The sequence below is a fragment of the Thermogutta sp. genome (assembly GCF_039793925.1).
Taxonomy (GTDB): domain Bacteria; phylum Planctomycetota; class Planctomycetia; order Pirellulales; family Thermoguttaceae; genus Thermogutta.
This window is the reverse complement of sequence record NZ_JBAMME010000240.1, coordinates 41,783-58,635: the sequence shown is the minus strand read 5'-3', so window position 1 is coordinate 58,635 and position 16,853 is coordinate 41,783. Positions and strand designations below refer to the sequence as shown.

The 16,853-nt window shown below is 56.3% G+C and carries 11 protein-coding genes, 2 tRNA genes and 1 pseudogene; 5 read left to right on the top strand and 9 right to left on the bottom strand.

Annotated elements, in window-relative coordinates:
* Positions 1-335 precede the first annotated feature (335 nt).
* The 6 genes from ABJK56_RS11290 to ABJK56_RS11265 all read right to left on the bottom strand — a co-directional run bounded on the left by ABJK56_RS11290 (position 336) and on the right by ABJK56_RS11265 (position 7,980).
* On the bottom strand, positions 336-2,027 hold the full coding sequence (locus ABJK56_RS11290; RefSeq protein WP_347244770.1) for a M28 family peptidase: 1,692 nt from the start codon (positions 2,025-2,027) through the stop codon (positions 336-338).
* Positions 2,028-2,174: 147 nt separating this feature from the next.
* On the bottom strand, positions 2,175-3,578 hold the full coding sequence (locus tag ABJK56_RS11285) for a carbon-nitrogen hydrolase family protein (protein ID WP_347244769.1): 1,404 nt from the start codon (positions 3,576-3,578) through the stop codon (positions 2,175-2,177).
* A gap of 72 nt (positions 3,579-3,650) precedes the next feature.
* Positions 3,651-4,580 carry an alpha/beta hydrolase gene (locus ABJK56_RS11280; RefSeq protein ID WP_347244768.1) on the bottom strand — a complete coding sequence of 310 codons (930 nt, stop codon included), beginning with the start codon at positions 4,578-4,580 and terminating at the stop codon, positions 3,651-3,653.
* A 124-nt stretch (positions 4,581-4,704) separates the two neighbouring features.
* Positions 4,705-5,775: a non-reducing end alpha-L-arabinofuranosidase family hydrolase gene (locus ABJK56_RS11275; RefSeq protein ID WP_347244767.1), complete on the bottom strand. Its 1,071-nt coding sequence runs from the start codon at positions 5,773-5,775 to the stop codon at positions 4,705-4,707.
* 38 nt (positions 5,776-5,813) lie between these two features.
* Entirely contained in the window at positions 5,814-6,965 is a 1,152-nt protein-coding gene (locus ABJK56_RS11270; RefSeq protein ID WP_347244766.1) for an alpha/beta hydrolase fold domain-containing protein, read from the bottom strand.
* A gap of 268 nt (positions 6,966-7,233) precedes the next feature.
* Positions 7,234-7,980 (bottom strand): hypothetical protein, encoded by a 747-nt coding sequence (locus ABJK56_RS11265; protein ID WP_347244765.1) that lies wholly within the window; start codon positions 7,978-7,980, stop codon positions 7,234-7,236.
* A 384-nt stretch (positions 7,981-8,364) separates the two neighbouring features.
* Between ABJK56_RS11265 and ABJK56_RS11260 the strand changes: the two genes are divergently transcribed.
* From ABJK56_RS11260 to ABJK56_RS11250, 3 genes and pseudogenes are all read left to right on the top strand, one after another.
* On the top strand, positions 8,365-9,426 hold the full coding sequence (locus tag ABJK56_RS11260) for a DUF1559 domain-containing protein (protein ID WP_347244764.1): 1,062 nt from the start codon (positions 8,365-8,367) through the stop codon (positions 9,424-9,426).
* Entirely contained in the window at positions 9,393-9,974 is a 582-nt protein-coding gene (locus tag ABJK56_RS11255; RefSeq protein ID WP_347244763.1) for a carboxypeptidase-like regulatory domain-containing protein, read from the top strand. Before ABJK56_RS11260 ends, ABJK56_RS11255 begins: the two co-directional genes overlap by 34 nt.
* Before the next feature lie 889 nt (positions 9,975-10,863).
* Positions 10,864-11,124, top strand: a pseudogene (locus ABJK56_RS11250) (hypothetical protein); the annotation flags it as partial.
* Between the two features lie 417 nt (positions 11,125-11,541).
* Here the strand turns inward: ABJK56_RS11250 and ABJK56_RS11245 are convergent.
* Positions 11,542-13,011, bottom strand: coding sequence for a protein kinase (locus ABJK56_RS11245; protein ID WP_347244762.1), 1,470 nt, complete (start codon positions 13,009-13,011; stop codon positions 11,542-11,544).
* A 308-nt stretch (positions 13,012-13,319) separates the two neighbouring features.
* On the opposite strand from ABJK56_RS11245, the gene ABJK56_RS11240 reads away from it, so the two are divergent.
* Positions 13,320-13,392, top strand: a tRNA-Gly gene (locus ABJK56_RS11240).
* Positions 13,393-13,559: 167 nt separating this feature from the next.
* The gene (tig, locus tag ABJK56_RS11235) at positions 13,560-15,080 is read left to right on the top strand and encodes a trigger factor (RefSeq protein ID WP_347244761.1); all 1,521 of its coding nucleotides are present in this window, start codon (positions 13,560-13,562) and stop codon (positions 15,078-15,080) included.
* Positions 15,081-15,168: 88 nt separating this feature from the next.
* Here tig and ABJK56_RS11230 read toward each other — a convergent pair.
* Positions 15,169-15,250 (bottom strand) — tRNA-Leu (locus ABJK56_RS11230).
* A 345-nt stretch (positions 15,251-15,595) separates the two neighbouring features.
* Positions 15,596-16,600: a polyprenyl synthetase family protein gene (locus ABJK56_RS11225; RefSeq protein WP_347244760.1), complete on the bottom strand. Its 1,005-nt coding sequence runs from the start codon at positions 16,598-16,600 to the stop codon at positions 15,596-15,598.
* Between the last annotated feature and the right edge of the window lie 253 nt (positions 16,601-16,853).

The window sequence follows — 16,853 nt, the reverse complement described above, 5'->3', positions numbered from 1 at the left end:
CTGCCCCACCACTTACCCGGTGGTGCCGACAATCCTCGCTAGTTCACCTCTCGGCGTGTGCACTTATTGACCTTCAACAAGTCTCGAAGAATACCGCCCGGCACGGACATCACGGCGGTGAGCCTTGTACGAGTCATATCGCCAACTGAAGAGGAAAGCACAAAGACCGGGCTTTTTCGGACAGCGCACCGAGCGGCAACCTGATGGACGTTCTGAACTTGCTGCTGCGCACTCGGGATAAACCGGTTTTATCAAACAAACCAGTAAGACCACTTTTTTCCGCTCTGCAACCGGCCCTGGAACCACCGGGACGACAAACCTCAACCGGCGCAAGATCAGGGACTCAGAGCAACGTTGCTCGTCCCATCGCAATAAAGAGTCGTGAATTGGCTAGCGCGCTTTCCCGGATAGAAATTGCTGATTGCTGTTTCTGTTGCCCGAACACCCAACACGTGATCCAGACCTGGCATCAAGGAGGTCGTCTTGGCACCCGCAGGCGGCACTTGAATAACTCGAATTCTCCCTCGATGCTCGACCTCCAGCGTCATCGAGAGCGTGGCTTCCTGAATCATTTCTTCGAATCGATCCGGGTCAACAGGATCCCCGTTGACACTGTAAATATAGTCGCCCGGCTCCAATCCCGCCCAATCGGCGGGGGTACCTTTGAGGACATGGGTAATCATGACCGCGTTAGGCACCGCCTCGTCCTTCATCCACTGCACGCCCAGTTTGATTGGTGGCCCTTCCACGGTTACCGTTTTCTCAATGGGTGGATCTTCCCCGTGATGCGATCGCAGAGTTAGACGAATTTCCCGGTGGGAAGTCAGCAGCGTGGCAGTGAGAAAATCCTCCACCTCTGTGATCGGTTGCCCGTTGACCGCCAGAATCCAATCCCCCGGCTCAATTCCAGCTTTTGCCGCGGGGCTATCGAACAAAACCTTCGACACCCGCAGGACTACCGGCGTTACATCGTTGCCCGGCAAGGGATAGCGTTCCACAGAGAGGCCTAAGCGATTCCGCCAGTTGGGTGGAGATTCCAAAATCTCACGGCGCCTCGTTTCGGACTCTTCGGTAACCCCAGAGCGAAAACACGGCAGGTTGTCCGCATTCGCCAGGTCGTAGGTCATCTGGAACACCCACCGTGCAATGCGCTCCATGCCCTCCAAATTGAGCTTATCCACGTCATCACTCGCCTTGTGATAATCCTCGTGCAGACCGGTGTGAAAAAGGAGCACGGGAATTGACCGCCAGAAAAAGGGCGCATGATCGGAATCGGAACGGTTCATCCAGGAAAACTCAAGATCGAAGCCATACGCGCGGTTGGCACGGCTTACAATCGGACGCAATCCCGGCGCACTGCGCCACCCATATACCTCCACGCGATCCATCCGCAGGCGTCCGATCATGTCCATGTTCACCATCAGTTTGAGCTGCTCGAGAGGCCGGGTAGGATGGGCCACCCAGTGTTTGGACCCCAGCAAGCCTTTCTCTTCCGCGTCGAAGAACACAAACAGGAGCGAACGTCGCGGAGATTGTGGAAGAAGGGTGCACGCTTGCGCGATTTCCAGGAGCGCACACGTCCCACTTGCGTTATCATCAGCCCCGTTATGGACCTGCCCCGGCTGGTCCCGCACGTTTCGCCGCGTTCCGTAGCCCACGTGGTCATAGTGCGCACCTAAAATGATGTACTCACTTCGTCGCGACGGATCGCTTCCAGGCAGCTCCCCGATCACGTTATGAAACCCGTCACCAAACGGCTGATAGAAGCCTTCGGTACCGGCAGGCCGCAGCCCATAATGTTCCAGCGCCGAGACGATGTACTGGGCCGCCATCTCATTGCCCGGTGTTCCCGCCTCTCGCCCCTCCAGCTCATCGCTGGCCAGGATTGCCTCATGAGTGAGCAATTCATCCCGGGTGATGGAGTGCAACGAGGCGACGAATCCCGCATCGTGCGCCCCACTGCCCTGAACTATTCCACCTGCCGAGATGCCAAACGCAAAGAGGAGAAGAAGGCACCAAAACCGCAAGCATTCTCTCGTGCCAATTCTGGAAAAATGAATCATAGCATTCTACCCGGAATCTCAAACTAAAAACGGATGCCATCAGCCACCACGAACCGAAGCCCGGTCAGCCTTCATTATAGAGATGACGGCGATTGGCGTGTGGCCTGGCTTTCACGGTGAGACTTCGCCCCGATCCAGTAATGGACCATAACTCGGAATGACGCGATGGCGTGGCCCGATACTTCGCCACCATCCCACCCAGGGCAGCCTTTCCCGTTTGTTCAGGTCGATTTCTGCCCAGACCAACCCCTCTTTGCCGGCGCTGGAGGCGAGGATACGTCCCATTGGATCAATGATCATGCTATTGCCATCATAGACCGATGGTACCAGATAGACACCCGCGTCCCGTGCTCGAACACGAAATACGGTTTCTCCCTCGGCACGGCCATCCTGGTCGGGGAAAGTCGTACCCCAGGTGGGCGCGAAGACGATTTCGGCCCCCTTCAACCGCCAAATTGTGGCCACCTCAGGAAAGAACCAGTCGTAACAGATCTGGATGGCAATCCTGCCGAATTCCGTGTCGAAGACGGGATAATCCATCCCCGGCGTAAAACCTTTCGTCCATTCCTCACGGGGCAGATGAACCTTGCGGTACTTGCCCACCACCTCTCCCTGCCTGTTAATGAGGACGGCCGTATTGTACGGCGTTTGGCCGTCGATCTCGTACAGCCCCGCCACAACCCAAAGATGGTTCCGCCGGGCAGCTTCCCCCAACCGTTGAGTGGACGGCCCCGGGATAGGCTCAAGCACATCGGCGGCCGACTTACTGGTGCCCACCAGCGTGATCGCTTCCCCCAGGCATACGATATCCAGCCCCAGTTTTCCCGCTTCATCCAGCTGGGCGCAGAACAGATCGAGGTTTTTCTCCGGCGTGCTGCTGCGGGGACGGAGATAGACCGTCCCCACCTTCACTTTGCGCGGAGGCGGCGGGGCGGTAGGGCGCATGGTCACGCTTTGCCAAAGGACCTCGGCTCCCCGCGGCCATTTGACATCCAGAGAGATGACCGCTCCGTCCGCCCCTCCATCCGCTTCCAAGACATCCGCAAACCGAAACCGCCAGCTACCGGATGCAGCTCCCAGAGGCGTTAAAAAAGGACCGGCAACCAGCCAGCCAGCTGGATGGGTCGGTTGGCCTTTCTTTGTGAAGGTCACCCTCACCAGCACAATTTGCCAAGGTGCTTCACAACGACGGATCTGGCCAGTAGCCTCCACCGCGTAATACTGACCGGCTTCGATTCCGGAGATCACCTGTTTCAAACCGCCCACCGCGAATGGCCGCTCTGGCGCATCAACCAGAACACCATCGCTGTCCGGGCGAAATCGGCAAGCTGTGCCAGGCAGACTCGGCTCCCAAACCTCCCAGTGCGGCGGTCCTTTCTCACTCCATCCGGTAAAACCGGAATTGACCACCAGATTCTGACACGGAAGACATGCCGGCACTCCAGATGGGGATTCCGCAGCCGCTCCGGTAGCCCCGAAAACTGCCACAAAGACGCCAAGCACCAGTTTCTTCACGTCTTTCCTCCCATGCCGAGAGTTCCCGGCTTGACTGAGGATCTGACCCAGGCCGGTCATCAGGATAGCGGACTACGGTTCAGACTGCCTCTTCGGAGCTAGGAAACCAATCTCCACCAGGAATTTATCTGCCAGTTCCAGTGTTTTCTGATAGGCCGAGTTGTCACCCCGTCCGAAATTAAAGAACCCATGGCCGGCCCCCTCGAACGGCACCAGCTCGCATCGATTGCCTGCCTTTTTCATGGCCTCCGCAAAAAGCCGGATGGTCTCGAATGGAACAGTGGTGTCAGCAGTTCCATGGAAAATGATCATGGGAGGCAGGCCCGGATGGATGTGATGATAGGGTGACACAGCTTTGGGCTCAGTACCGAACCTTTCCCGCAGTCGTTCCTCCAAATCCTGGCGCGGCACACGGTCCGACAAACCTTCTCGACTGAGAATCAGCACCGGATTGAACAAGATCGCGGCATTGGCCTGTGAGCTTATCGTGTGATCCTCGTCAGGAGCTTCCAGATCCGGAACCATAACCGTACACGCCGCCAGATGTCCTCCGGCAGATCCTCCGGAAGCCACGATCTTCTGCGAGTCCACCCCCAACTCGGCGGCGTGCTGCCGGACCCACCGAATCGCAGATTTGGCGTCTGCCACGCAGTCCGCCACCTTCGCGTTATGGCGACTGCCCACGCGATAGTCGGCAGCCATGGCTACCATACCCCGGGACGCAAAATACTCACATTGCGGGCGAAATTGTGCGGGGCTTCCACTCTGCCAGCCGCCCCCAAAAAAGAACACAATGGCTGAGCGACGGTCAGTGGGTTTCCAGTCCGCAGGCTTGTAGATGTAGAGCTTCAACTCGACATTATTAACTTTTTTGTAAACCTTGGCCTCTGCACCCGGCATTTCCGGTGGATAGCGCAGCCGTCCCATTTCCGCCGACGAGGCGCTGCCGGGAATCAACACACAGAAGACCAAAATAACGGCAAAGGTCATTTGGTTGCGCATTGTTGGCTCGCCTCCCACGCCTATGACAAACAGGCACTAAATAAGTGCTCAACTCAGGTGAAGACATACTACAGAATTGTAGAACTGCGATGTTCATTGCTATGACTAGGTACCTTTTTCCTAATCAGCGGTTGTCACGAGTCACTGGCAACTGCTGCACCGCCAATCCTAGTCGCCAGGGGATTTCCCCGTACACCTTTCCTCGCATTTCCTCATCGCTCACCCCCTGAAACAGCATTTCCAGCCGATTGGGATTCACTTCCATCCGCTCGTCAATCCCCTCGCGGATCAATTCGCCATGACTAAACGAGTCGCACCAGTGCTCTCCGCGGAACATCACGTTCTGCGGTCCCAGGAAGGGCTTTTCACGCTCGGCTGCCAGGGGACGCCATTCACCATCCAATCGATCAGCCAAATAGGCCTTATAGTATCGGCGGCTACCATTTTGGGCCTCGATGATCGCAAGGTAGAGCGGCAAGCCCTTCAGACGATACACATGCGCGGCTTCGAAAATATCCGCCCGAAGTACCACTTTTGGTTGGCTCCACCCGTGGGGAAATTCCCCCAGTGAAGTTTCGGAACGCCAGAATTGCCCGTCCAATGACGTGAAAAATAAGTAGGCATTTTTCTCATCGCAGATGACCCAAAAGTCGATCCACCGTTGGACGCCCTCCGGGCCGGTCGGGAAGAGCAAAATTGGTGGAGTCCATCCCTCCACGGCGTCCAACCGCTCGTTTATGGAAAACGCTGGCTGAAGCGCCGGTTTGCGATTCGGGTCTGAAGTTTGATAGATCAGGTACCACTTCTTGTGCGGCCGAAAATAGAACACCTGCGGTGCACAGTAGTAGCCGTCTGTGATTTCGAGAAACTTCCGCCGAGGTTGCTTGTCCTGCCAGTCCCGCAAAGCCAGATACTCCACCTGGTGCGTCCTCGGCCTGCCCCGCACTGTGCAGAACAAATGCCAACGATCCTCGAAGCGTACCACCGAAGGATCCTTGATCGAAAAATAAGTCATCTGGGGCGTGCTTTCTCTCGCGGCCACAATGGGCGATCCCACAACCCAGTGAAAACGACCCGTTTCGAATGCTGACGGCCATAGCTTTTCACTTGGGGACTCCGCTCTGGCAAAGTCCCCAAGAAGAACTCCCGCAATCACAAAAACCGCCATTTGCGACGCACAGGATGCCGTTCTCATAATCACCTGACTCCCGGAAGCATCAGCGTGCGTTTTCATCAAGGCGTGTTGGGTAATGTCTTGTCTTCAAAATCATGTTGGACTCCCCGCAGGTGCGCATCGAAAAATGCATGCACGATGCGTTCTATTTCCGGATTCTTAAAGCCCCCATGACCTCCATCTTCAACAGTGATCAGGTACGCGGGCACACCCGCTTTTCGCAGAGCATCCCGCAATATGACGGACTGCTGATGCGGCACTAAAGGGTCCTTGGTCCCATGAACCAACAGGAACGGCGGGTCGTCCTCAGACACGAACGTGATGGGGGATGCCTGACGGGCTTTGTCAGGATTATCGGGAATGGCACCACCGATCAGGCGCGCTTCCGGCGAATCTGGGGCGTTGTGCTTGATCTGACTCGGATGGTCGCCAATTGTAAGAAAATCGGTCGGTCCGAAGAAATCCACCACGCAGGCGACGCCGCTGCTCTCGCTGGTAAACTCTCCAAGATTCCCCTCCAGTTCCTTCACACCGCCGCTGGTTCCAAGCATGGCCACAAGATGTCCACCTGCGGACCATCCGATGACTCCGATTTTCTCTCGATCCAGGTTGTACTTTTTGGCGTTTCCCCGAATCCACCGAAGAGCGGCCTTGCAGTCATAAATTTGGGCCGGCCAGGTGGCATCCTGGCTCAATCGATAACCCACAGACACCCCAGCATATTGCCCACTGGCCACAAATGGGATAAGCCACCCAACAACCTGACGCTTATCACCGCCCATCCAGGCGCCGCCGTGAATCGCCACCACCACGGGAAGCGGCTTATCACTTGCCCGCTTCTTGGGCAGGAGCAAGTCGAGCCGCTGTCTGGGATGGTCGGTTTGGGCATAGGGAATGTCCCAGATGGCATCGATTGAATCAGGAACTCGCGGAGGTTGACCAGGTTGGTTTTGTACTCGCGCAGCCTGGACCACACGCTGGCGAAACGCCGCAATCTCGTCAGGATCCACCAGGCCGTCGTTATTGGAGTCGATTCGCGCAAAGTTTTGTGCAATCGGTGGCGGCGCTTCTTCCCGAGTGAGTTTGCCGTCCTTGTCTCGATCAAAGCGAGAAATAAAATCGGCCGGTGACGGTTCACCCACAGCGACGGCTGCAAAAACTCCCCAAGCTAGCCAAACAAGGGCGGGAAAAATCTTCCGGATACGACGCATCGGCGAGCCTCCCACGAACCAGCATCACAACAGAACTTGGGTACAACCGGGCAGGGGGCGAGGACCATCCGGCCCGCCCGTTTCCCAATCTCAGGTTGCAAGGTCGAGCCAAACAGTCGCGAAGTCCAGGCCGCCGTTATTTTGACGCAGGTCCTCCCGGCTGTCCAGCATGGGTCGGGGACATCCTGCGTGCCTGTCGTCCCAAAAAGAAAACCCCGCGTCGAAGGCGGGGTGCTGCAGACCACTCAATTTCGACGGCGAACAGAGTTTAATTTTGCAACGCCGTCTTGCTGCGTTTTCGGCCAGCCCAGATAAGGCCAAATGCCCCCAGTAATGCTAAAGTCACAGAGGCCGGCTCAGGAATGCATTCCGTCGCCACGTGGAATCGATCGACGAGAAAGTACTGCCCGACGGGTACAAAGGGCAACACCAGAGTAATTTCCTCCCACAGGGGATTCGGCTCCAATTGGAACCACAAATTCTGTCGCCACACACCGTTGACTTGGCGCGCCTGACTCACCCATTGCTGAGCAGGCAAATGACCGAGCGAATCCGCAATAAAGAAACTCGATGGGATATTCTGCGCGGACACGACATAGTCCCATTCAATCCAGATCCGCTTTTGGCCAGTAAGCGAGGGAATGTTGTCCAAATGGATGACCATCTGGCCATTACGTGGCGCAACCCCTCCTCGGTTGTCGATGCCAACCAGACCGGTCAAAGGTAAGCCAGCGACTGAACTGTACCACTGGAATGAACCGGAGAAAGTGACAAAATCACTCGCCGAAAGCCAGGCGTCGGCTGAGCCCTCGTAGTGGGCACCCGGAATTCCAGAGCCACTGGGACCGGGTGGATCAACTGGAGAGACGTCAAACGTAAGATCAACGTTGCGTTGATATGGAAAACCGCTCGACCACGGCTGATATTCTTCCGGGGCCCATTCAAAAGGACTTGCCCAAACGAGCCCTGACGCCGCAAGAGCTGCCACAACCGCGCCCAGAATCGACCACCGCATGATGCAACTCCTCTGCAGACAGGCGACCCACCAGGCACATCGCACAATTTCAGCGCAATCCCTCAAACCTGCAAGGTCACCTTATTTATAACTACGTTTTTCAAGAAGTCAACAAAGCCAACGACTGAGAAAAACGTATATGCTACTCATTGGTTAGACTCTACCACTCCATAGTGGTATAAACGGGCTCGGTGCGAGATGTTGTTCCTCTTCTCATGTCGGGCAGGGCGAATGTCAGCGAGCCCAGTCTTGCAAAATTGTTGCGGGCTACGAAGCGCCAAAACAGAATAAATTGTGAACTTGCAAAGCGCGACGACTTTGCTACATTGACGAATTTACGTTCGCATTGTGTTAAATCATTTCGAGGTAATTGGAGGACCAATCATGAGGAACAGGAGATCCGCATTCACACTCGTGGAACTATTAGTAGTCATTGCCATTATTGGAATTTTAATCGCCCTGCTTTTGCCCGCCGTGCAGGCGGCGAGAGAAGCAGCCCGCAGAAGCCAGTGCACTAACAATATGAAGCAGGTTGCGTTGGGAATTCACAACTACCACGATACGTACAAAGTCTTCCCAGCTCTTGGTGTTCGCACCTGCCGTGGTCGCTATTACGCCTGGTCGATGATGATCCTCCCGTACATTGAAGAAAAGCCTCTCTACGACGCGATCATGACACAAGCAAAATCTCCGGCGATGCTGCCCGAGCCTTGGACCACTGACCCCAACCATCCCACTTGGGGACCGTTTGTCCGTGATTGGTGGCGGAAAGACATAGCAAGCTACACCTGCCCTTCCGATCAGCCCATCCCCAACCGTGCGGAGAGCCCGGCACGGTTGAATTACAAGGCATGTGTGGGGGACGACTACCATCAGAATCATTTTCGGCCGGACCAGAACTATCGCCAGAATCGAGGAATTTTCCAGTGTGAACGCTGGATCGGCACGGAGTACGTCACCGACGGAACTTCCAACACGGTGATGCTGGGCGAGATGGTAGCGGGTGGTTACCCGGACGACGTGTTGGGTGGCGTGGCATTACTCATGCAATCCTGGAACCCAGCCGCCTGCTTGGCTCGAATCGATCCTACTAATCCGAAAAAGATCACACCGCCGGTGCGTGCCGACTTTCGGCCAACGGGTGGTCGGGCCTGGGATGGTCGGCCCTATTTCTGCGGTTTTGCTACCATGGTGGCCCCGAACGGCCCAAGCTGTCACTGGGGAAGCGTCGATGGTAACGAACATATGGGAACGGCCTCCAGCTACCATCCCGGTGGAGTGAACGTCGCCATGGCAGATGGCGCGGTGCGATTCATCAGCCAGACGATCGACGTGGGGAATCAGGCCATCGATGACGTGCCTGATCCAGGCAATCGGCCATCGCCCTGGGGTGTTTGGGGAGCGCTGGGCAGTTGCGGCGGTGGAGAGGCCGTCGCGGTACCGTGATGGGGGCCGTCGCCACAGGGGAAGTATTCTCGAACTTTTCCCCGGGTACGTGGGATGAGGAGATTTTCAGTTTCTGGGAGGTCATTCTTATGGCGCGATTCGCGTGGACAACGGCGTGCGTCCTAACGATGCTCTTCCTTGCAGGGTGCGGGGCTAAAGGTCCCCGACTGGCCTCGGTCAAGGGCAAAGTGACGCTGGATGGTCAACCGCTGGCCAATGCCATTGTGACGTTTACACCGGTTGCGGGCGGCCCTGCCTCGACCGGCGTCACAAACGCCAATGGCGAGTACGAGCTGGCCTGTCAGCTCGGAAAGGGCGCGGTAGTGGGACAACATAAAGTTTCCGTAAGGTCCCAACCTCCGACCCAAACGGGAGCTGGCGCCGTTTCTTCGGATGACCCCTCATACCAGTACGGCGGGGAGGATAGCAGCCGCGCACCTGTTTTCCAAGAAAAAATCCCCGCCAAGTACAATACGAACACCACGCTCGTCCGGGAAGTCAAACCTGGATCCAACGAGATCAACTTGGATCTCACCACATCTCCATGAGGTGAATTGGCATCAAAAGTATTGCACGCCAAGAGCAGTTGTGGGGCGGTCGTCATCTGGATGGCCGCCCTTTTTTGTTTGCACTTTCTGCGACGTACCCAGTAGTCTGCGGTCCATTTGCGCCGTGAGCCGCCCCGCTTCATTGGAAAGTTTTTCGCTGCATCCGATCCAGGCCGATCCGGTTGTGTGAGCGGTGCTGACTTTTCGCGTTCGGAAGAGTTTGTGGGCAAGTCCCGACCAGAAAAACAGCCGTCAGGCTTTTCCCGTTCCGCACACTCAACGCCTGTGTGTTATATTTCCCTGACGGAAAACTTTGCCAGGCCCGATGAGAGGCAGCGGCCGCGACAGAGCGGCACCGCGCGGCGGTTGCCTTTTTAACCCTTCCGTTTTTGGCCGAGCACGAACATGCCGGCCAGCCATCCCAGTTTTGGCCCGCCCGATCTGCCCCTGTGACCAGCGAGAACTCACTTCCGGACCGGTGCAGGGCCGCTGAAGGACAGACTACTGACGGTGCCGCTGTTTGAGTTCTGAATTTGTACTGCATTTGTTGTCAACCATCTTGCGGCAACTTGAGTCTTTCCACACAAGAATCCGAGTTAAGGAGGTCGCAACAGTGGTCAAGACAAAGCATTCGAAGGATTCGAAGGCGCGAAAAACCATTGGGAAAAAGAGCCCATCTGTCAAGCGAACTACAGCCAACAAGACGCAGTCGAGTTCTGAAGTTGTCTCTTCCTCCAGAAAACGCAAATCAGGTCCCGGCCCCACCAAAGCGGACGATCCCACGGAACAACCACCTGCTACGAGCAGTTCCACGCCAAAAAGTCACGGGGTCACGGCACAGCCCGAAACAACCTCGGATCAATCCCCGAGCGATCCGATGATCGTGACCATCGATCGGCGTCGATTGCCCGATCGGCGAAGCGGCACGGATCGCCGTCAGCAGAACATCCCTGTTCCCGTGGAGCGGCGGCAACTGGAACGTCGTGCGAAAGTTCCTCGCAGGCGCCAGATCGACCCCACCACCTGCGAGCGAGATTACACCCCGGAAGAAATCGAGTTCATGCGGGCCCTCGACGAATACAAACGGGCCAGCGGAAGGATGTTTCCCACTTGCAGCGAAATTCTCGAGGTGCTCAAAAAACTTGGGTACGAAAAGCGCCCGCGGCCACCGGTCCAACCCACTCGTGCTTCTGAGGGCAGTCCGGAAGAGCCTGATACTCCATCGGCACTAAGTACCACTGCTCCGATCGCGACGGTGGCCTCTTCTGCCGGTGATGGTGGAGGCGCCATGGAAGATGATTCCAAAATGCCAACGTGCTCCAAATCTCCAGAAGAGCCATCCACCTGCGTTGAGGGCAATGCCGATGTTACTAGCCCTCAGTTACCGACTCAGAATTGATGTGAACACAAGCCTTTAAAAATTAATTTTTGGCCCCGGCACACGGCCGGGTTTTTTCTTGCCGAAAGTCCCTTTTGCCCGATTCCAACTTGCGGTTTCAGCACTTTTAGATTGGTCCGGGCTTAATCAACGGGCCCGCTTACGTGGTCCGTACGCCCAACGCAATCGCTACCTGGCCAGGTCGCGCTGCCTGTCCACCAACTCTGTAACGAGGGCACGAAGCTGCTTCATCGTGACGGGAAGCGATACCACCCGGCGGTGGTCGGCGCGATTTGTCATGGCCAGCATGTCGCGCTGGGGCTCGTCAAGAAGCAGGATAGCGGGGATAAGGTAGGTCCGCGGATCATCTCCAATTTGATTGAAAGCCGTCACTGCGGCTTCTCCCAATTCCGTGGCATTGATGATAACGCAATCGATTTCGTCATTTTCCTCTTTGATCCGGTCGAGGGCCCGCTGCGGATTGGAGATAATGAGGACCCGATATCCTAGTTTCTTCAGGCCCTCCCGTAGTATATTCTGCATTTCGACATTTGGTTCCACCACCAGAACAGTGGCAGACGTCTTATCGTCATTGGTTTTTTTCGCCGTCAGGAGGTCCACATCGGTATCGCCCTGGGCCAGTCGCTTCGCCGCCAGCTTGAGATCAAAAAGCATATCTGCCGGGGTTTGATAGCGTGCTGAGGCATCCAGTGCCATAGCCTTGTTGATGATCCCCGCCACAATTTTGGGAACCGTGGGATCACGCTCCTGAATGGGCACCACTTCAAAAAATCGCGAACGGCTCAGCCGCTTCATTCGGTCCTTGGTTTCCGAAAGCGGTGGATCACCCGTCAACATGTGGTAATACATGCACCCGGCAAAGTAGATGTCGCTCCGAGGATCGTTGCGCGGTACGCCAGTGGCTTTCTCAAGGGCCGCATAATCAATGGCTCTGGCATTCGCGGGAACCTCCGGCAAAGTAGCCTCAAGATACTCGTCCACTGCCGCCAGACCAAAATCCACTAGCTTGGCCGTCCCGTCGCTGCTGATGAGTACGTTGCTCAGTTTGAGGTCCCGATGCGTGCTCCCCTGCCGAAAGGCATAGTCCAACCCCGACATGATGTCCACCATGATGCGGGTGGCCACAATGGGATCGAGCTTCTTGCGGACCTTCACAAACTCGCGGAGATTCTGCCCTTCGACGAATTCCATCACAAGAAAATGCGTGTGGTCGTACGAGCAGACGTCATAGACGGGGACGATGTTGGGATGCTTGAGAGCCATTCCCAACCGTCCCTCACGGATGAACTGCTGGTAACACTGGGGATTGTCACTGTACCGTCTGCGGAGCACCTTGAGCGCTACGACGTTCGACTTATCGTCTTTATGCACGGCTCGAAACACTCGAGCGAAGGTCCCCGCTCCAACCAAATAGAGGACCTTATACGGGCCATAGAAGAACCCCTCGCGTTCTCCATTAAGGAGCTTCTCCACCTGATAGTTGGTGAGGTATTCACGCCGAACCAGGAATTGAATGAATTCGTCGACACTGATGCTTTTTCGCCCCAGCTCGGACCAGATCTGACGCAATTCCCAGTCGGTGATCAGCCCCACGTCATGTGCCCGCTCAGCCAGTGCTTCAGCGTTGATTTCCGGCATACCTCTTCCTCTGTTCCAAACAGCCGCAATCTCACAGTGTCCAGACGTTCGAATGCCCCAATTTGGGACTGTAATGCCCCCCCTATAAAGCGGCCCCACTTCAGGCAGCCTCACTTAAAGCTTCCAAGCATTTATGTTAGCTTTGAACTTACGACGTGGCAACAAATCGGCCGAAATGCGGCCTTCCCGCGGGGACACGGTCTGCCTGGATGTTTCACCGGCCGGGGCCGAGGACACCCTCTTGCAATGCCTCAAGTCGAACCTATAATGCCAATTGAGAAGGTGAATCAAACACCGGAATAAAGAATGCGGGTGTAGCTCAGGTGGTAGAGCACGACGTTGCCAACGTCGTTGTCGTGGGTTCGAGTCCCATCACCCGCTCTTTTTTATTAGGTGAAGGCCGAGTGCCCCCATAGAAAGCGGCGCAGGCACCCTCGATCGTCTGCGGGCGACTCACACGTCTTGGTATGGAGTCTGGCGGCCGGCTAGGGCACTCTGATCTTTCTGCGTCTGCACCCGTAAACATTTCCTCCAAAACGGATTCAGGCATGGTTGCTTCCGACATTCCCGAACGTGATGCGTTAAGTGCGAATCAGCCTCAGACAGAGGCTGGTCCCTCTGGTGAGGCCGCCCAGGAATCCCTTGGGACGGCGGTGCAGGAAGAGGCCAAGCCGAAGCTCAGGTTCGAATACGACGTCGAATCGGTCGGGGCTTGTAAGCGCAGAATCATTGTCACGATTCCGCGTGAAGAAGTCGATCGTTATTTCGATGAAGAACTGGATAAGATTCGAAACGAGGCAAGTGTCCCGGGCTTCCGTCCGGGCCGCGTACCCCGGCGGCTTTTGGAGAAACGCTTCCGCAGTGAGCTTGAGGAGCCGGTAAAATCCCGACTGATGCTTGATTCATTCTGGTCTCTGATAGAAGAGGCCAAACTTGCCCCGATTGGTGACCCCGACTTGGATCCCGACGACGTCGAGCTGCCCGACGAAGGGGATTTCGCATTTGAATTTACCGTTGAGGTGCGACCCGAGTTTGAGCTCCCGCAGTGGCGTGGTCTCAAACTGCAGCGAAAGGTATTCGAGCTCACCCCCGAATACCTTGACCGCGCAATGCAAGATTTACTGCAAAGGTTCACCGAGCTTGCCGAGGTGGACGGACCGGCCGAGATGGGCGACTACCTCGAATGCGAAATCACTTTGCGGCACGAGGGACGGGTCCTTAACTCCGCAGATGATGAACGCATTCAAATTCGACCGACGCTGACGTTCCTCGACGGGATCATCCGCGACTTCGGCGAAAAAATGGTGGGTGTTCGCCACGGCGAATCCCGGTTTTGCGATGTTGAAGTGTCGGCAAGTTGCGCCGATCCCAATCTGGCCGGAAAGACCGTCCAGGCGCATTTTAAGGTCCACAGGGTGCTTCGGCCACAAACCGCGCAGAGCGTTGAAGAAATCGCACGTGTTGCGGGGTACGATTCACCCGATCTGTTCCGCAAATCTTTTGAAGACCAGATCCGTGCTCGCCTGGAATTGAGAGTCTATGAAGATTTGCGGAAACAAATCCTGGATCAGCTCCTTGATGTGGTTCCGTTCGATCTTCCGGAAGACCTAGTCCGCAGACAGACAGAGCGCGAGATTCGGCGTCGCGCTGTGGAGTTGACCCGGTCGGGATACACGGCCGAGGAAATCCGCCGGGAGTTAAACCACATCGCTCGGGAGGCTCGAGAGGTCGTCGTTCGGCTGTTGCGGGAACATTTCCTCCTCGAACGGCTGGCTGAAGAAGAGAAAATCGAAGCGTCGGAACAAGATATTGAAGACGAAATCCAGCGAATCGCCCGAATGACCATGCGGTCACCCCGCCAGGTCCGTGCCGAGTACGAACAGGAAAATGCCTGGGACGTGCTGCGCAATGCGATTGTCGAGCGGAAGGTGATCGACAGGATCGTCAGCGAAGCAGAAGTTACCGAGGTGCAGGTGCCGCTTCCGGTGGAAGAACCTGCGCAGGAAACGGCGCTGGGTATGGAGGTGGTTCGCCCGGTCCCGGAAAGGGAGGAAGAAGCCACAAGTTGAAAAGCGATGCGTTCCGCCACATCATCAAAGGTGGAAAAACCGCCCTTCGGGGCGGTTTTTTGTTGCCCAACTTGTCGCTATCCATCAATGCGGACGGAGGGAGTCGAACCCTCACCCCTTGCGGGACAGGATCCTAAGTCCTGCGTGTCTGCCAGTTCCACCACGTCCGCAGCCGCGATGAACGAACCGGCGCTCACTCGCCATCGTATCCACTGTTGATTGTACGGTTAAATCGGCGATCGACCAAGCACTGGGAGCGACAAAACCGCGACTTTTGTTTGAGTTTTGCTTGCCCATGAGGGAAAGACTTACGGAGGAGGCACGCTGATTGTCTCCGACGGAGTGAAATGGATTATCCGCGGTTGACAAGCAGACGTGACGAGCATGCCCACCAGAAAGGTCGCAAGGGCACGCTTATCCTAACCTACTAAAAAGAATGCTTCATCCAGGGTTGATCGGTAGTCCTGACGAGCAGGCCCCTTCGATAATAGGTCCCTGCCAAGGTGGACGGGCGTTCAGCGGTCGCGTGCTATGACGAACGCGGCAAGCTGACGGAGGGACTCGGAAGCAGGGCTCACGGGCAAGTCGTCCAGCCGCTCCACAGCATCGCTGATGAACATCGCCGCCTTCTCCCGGGCATAGTCAATCGAGCCCGTCTCCAGCATCACCTGTCGCACCTGGTGGCGAAAACCGGGCGGTTGCTCCCGCAAGAGGCCGATGATTCGCTCCCGAGAAGGCTCCGAGAGGTGCCTTAACATGTGAATGATGGGCAGTGTCGGCTTCTGCTTGGCCAAATCACTCCCCAGCGATTTGCCGGTCTTTTCCTCATCGCCGAGGATATCCAGGATATCATCGATAATTTGAAAAGCCACCCCCACAAGCAGTCCAAATTCGCCCAGGTCCTCGATGAAGGAGGGCGGGGCATCGGCATAATAGGCTCCCAACCTACAGCACGCCTGGCAGAGTGCCGCTGTCTTTTCGGCGATGATCTCCAGGTACTCCTCCTCCGACATATCGAAACGACCGCAGGCCGCGATCTGCCGTAGCTCCCCCTGGCACATGCGGTGACTGGCCTGGGCAATCTCCCGACAGGCCACGACTGAGTCCAGCGAGCTGGCGAGGCAGAGTGCTCGAGCCAGCAGATAATCACCGAGAAGCACGCTGGCAGAGTTGTCCCAACGGGCATTCATCGTCTCCATGTGGCGGCGGAGCTGTGCCTCGTCGAGGACATCGTCATGCACCAGACTGGCCGTGTGCACAAGTTCCAGCGCCGTGGCGAGAAGAAGATGCGTTTGCGTTACTTTCCCACACAGCTTGCCAGAAAGCAGAACCAGCGCTGGCCGAAGTCGCTTTCCCCCAAGTTGCAGCCCGTGTTTGAGCATCCCATCGATGAAAGGGGAGGAATTCTGAAGTTCCTGCCTGAGCAGTCGATCCACCTCCGCCATTTCGTCTGCAATGACCTCGTACACTTCCTGCAGCGATTTGACTGAGGCAGGAACTCTCTCACTGACATCGGCCATTCGGTTCGTCCTCCAGCCGGGAGGTGCAATAAATTCCCGCGACGGTGCTTCGTTCTGCTCGAATTGGGAACAAGAACTCCCCGTGCTCAAACATCATTTTGCTGAGAGAAACCACCGCCGCTCAGCGGTGAACAACCTTCGCCAAGCTTTTTCCGGAGCCTGGCATTGTATCAAGTGTAACTGCTGGCCTGTCGCTTCGGCAACCTCCGGAGCTTCATCAGGCTACGCAATTCATGCCCTTTTCTTTCTACTC

Coding starts and splice junctions, on each gene's coding strand:
- ABJK56_RS11280 (WP_347244768.1), bottom strand. CDS start 4,580: ATGCGCAACCAAATGACCTTTGCCGTTATTTTGGTCTTCTGTGTGTTG.
- ABJK56_RS11275 (WP_347244767.1), bottom strand. CDS start 5,775: ATGAGAACGGCATCCTGTGCGTCGCAAATGGCGGTTTTTGTGATTGCG.
- ABJK56_RS11270 (WP_347244766.1), bottom strand. CDS start 6,965: ATGCGTCGTATCCGGAAGATTTTTCCCGCCCTTGTTTGGCTAGCTTGG.
- ABJK56_RS11265 (WP_347244765.1), bottom strand. CDS start 7,980: ATGCGGTGGTCGATTCTGGGCGCGGTTGTGGCAGCTCTTGCGGCGTCA.
- ABJK56_RS11260 (WP_347244764.1), top strand. CDS start 8,365: ATGAGGAACAGGAGATCCGCATTCACACTCGTGGAACTATTAGTAGTC.
- ABJK56_RS11245 (WP_347244762.1), bottom strand. CDS start 13,011: ATGCCGGAAATCAACGCTGAAGCACTGGCTGAGCGGGCACATGACGTG.
- tig (WP_347244761.1), top strand. CDS start 13,560: ATGGTTGCTTCCGACATTCCCGAACGTGATGCGTTAAGTGCGAATCAG.
- ABJK56_RS11225 (WP_347244760.1), bottom strand. CDS start 16,600: ATGGCCGATGTCAGTGAGAGAGTTCCTGCCTCAGTCAAATCGCTGCAG.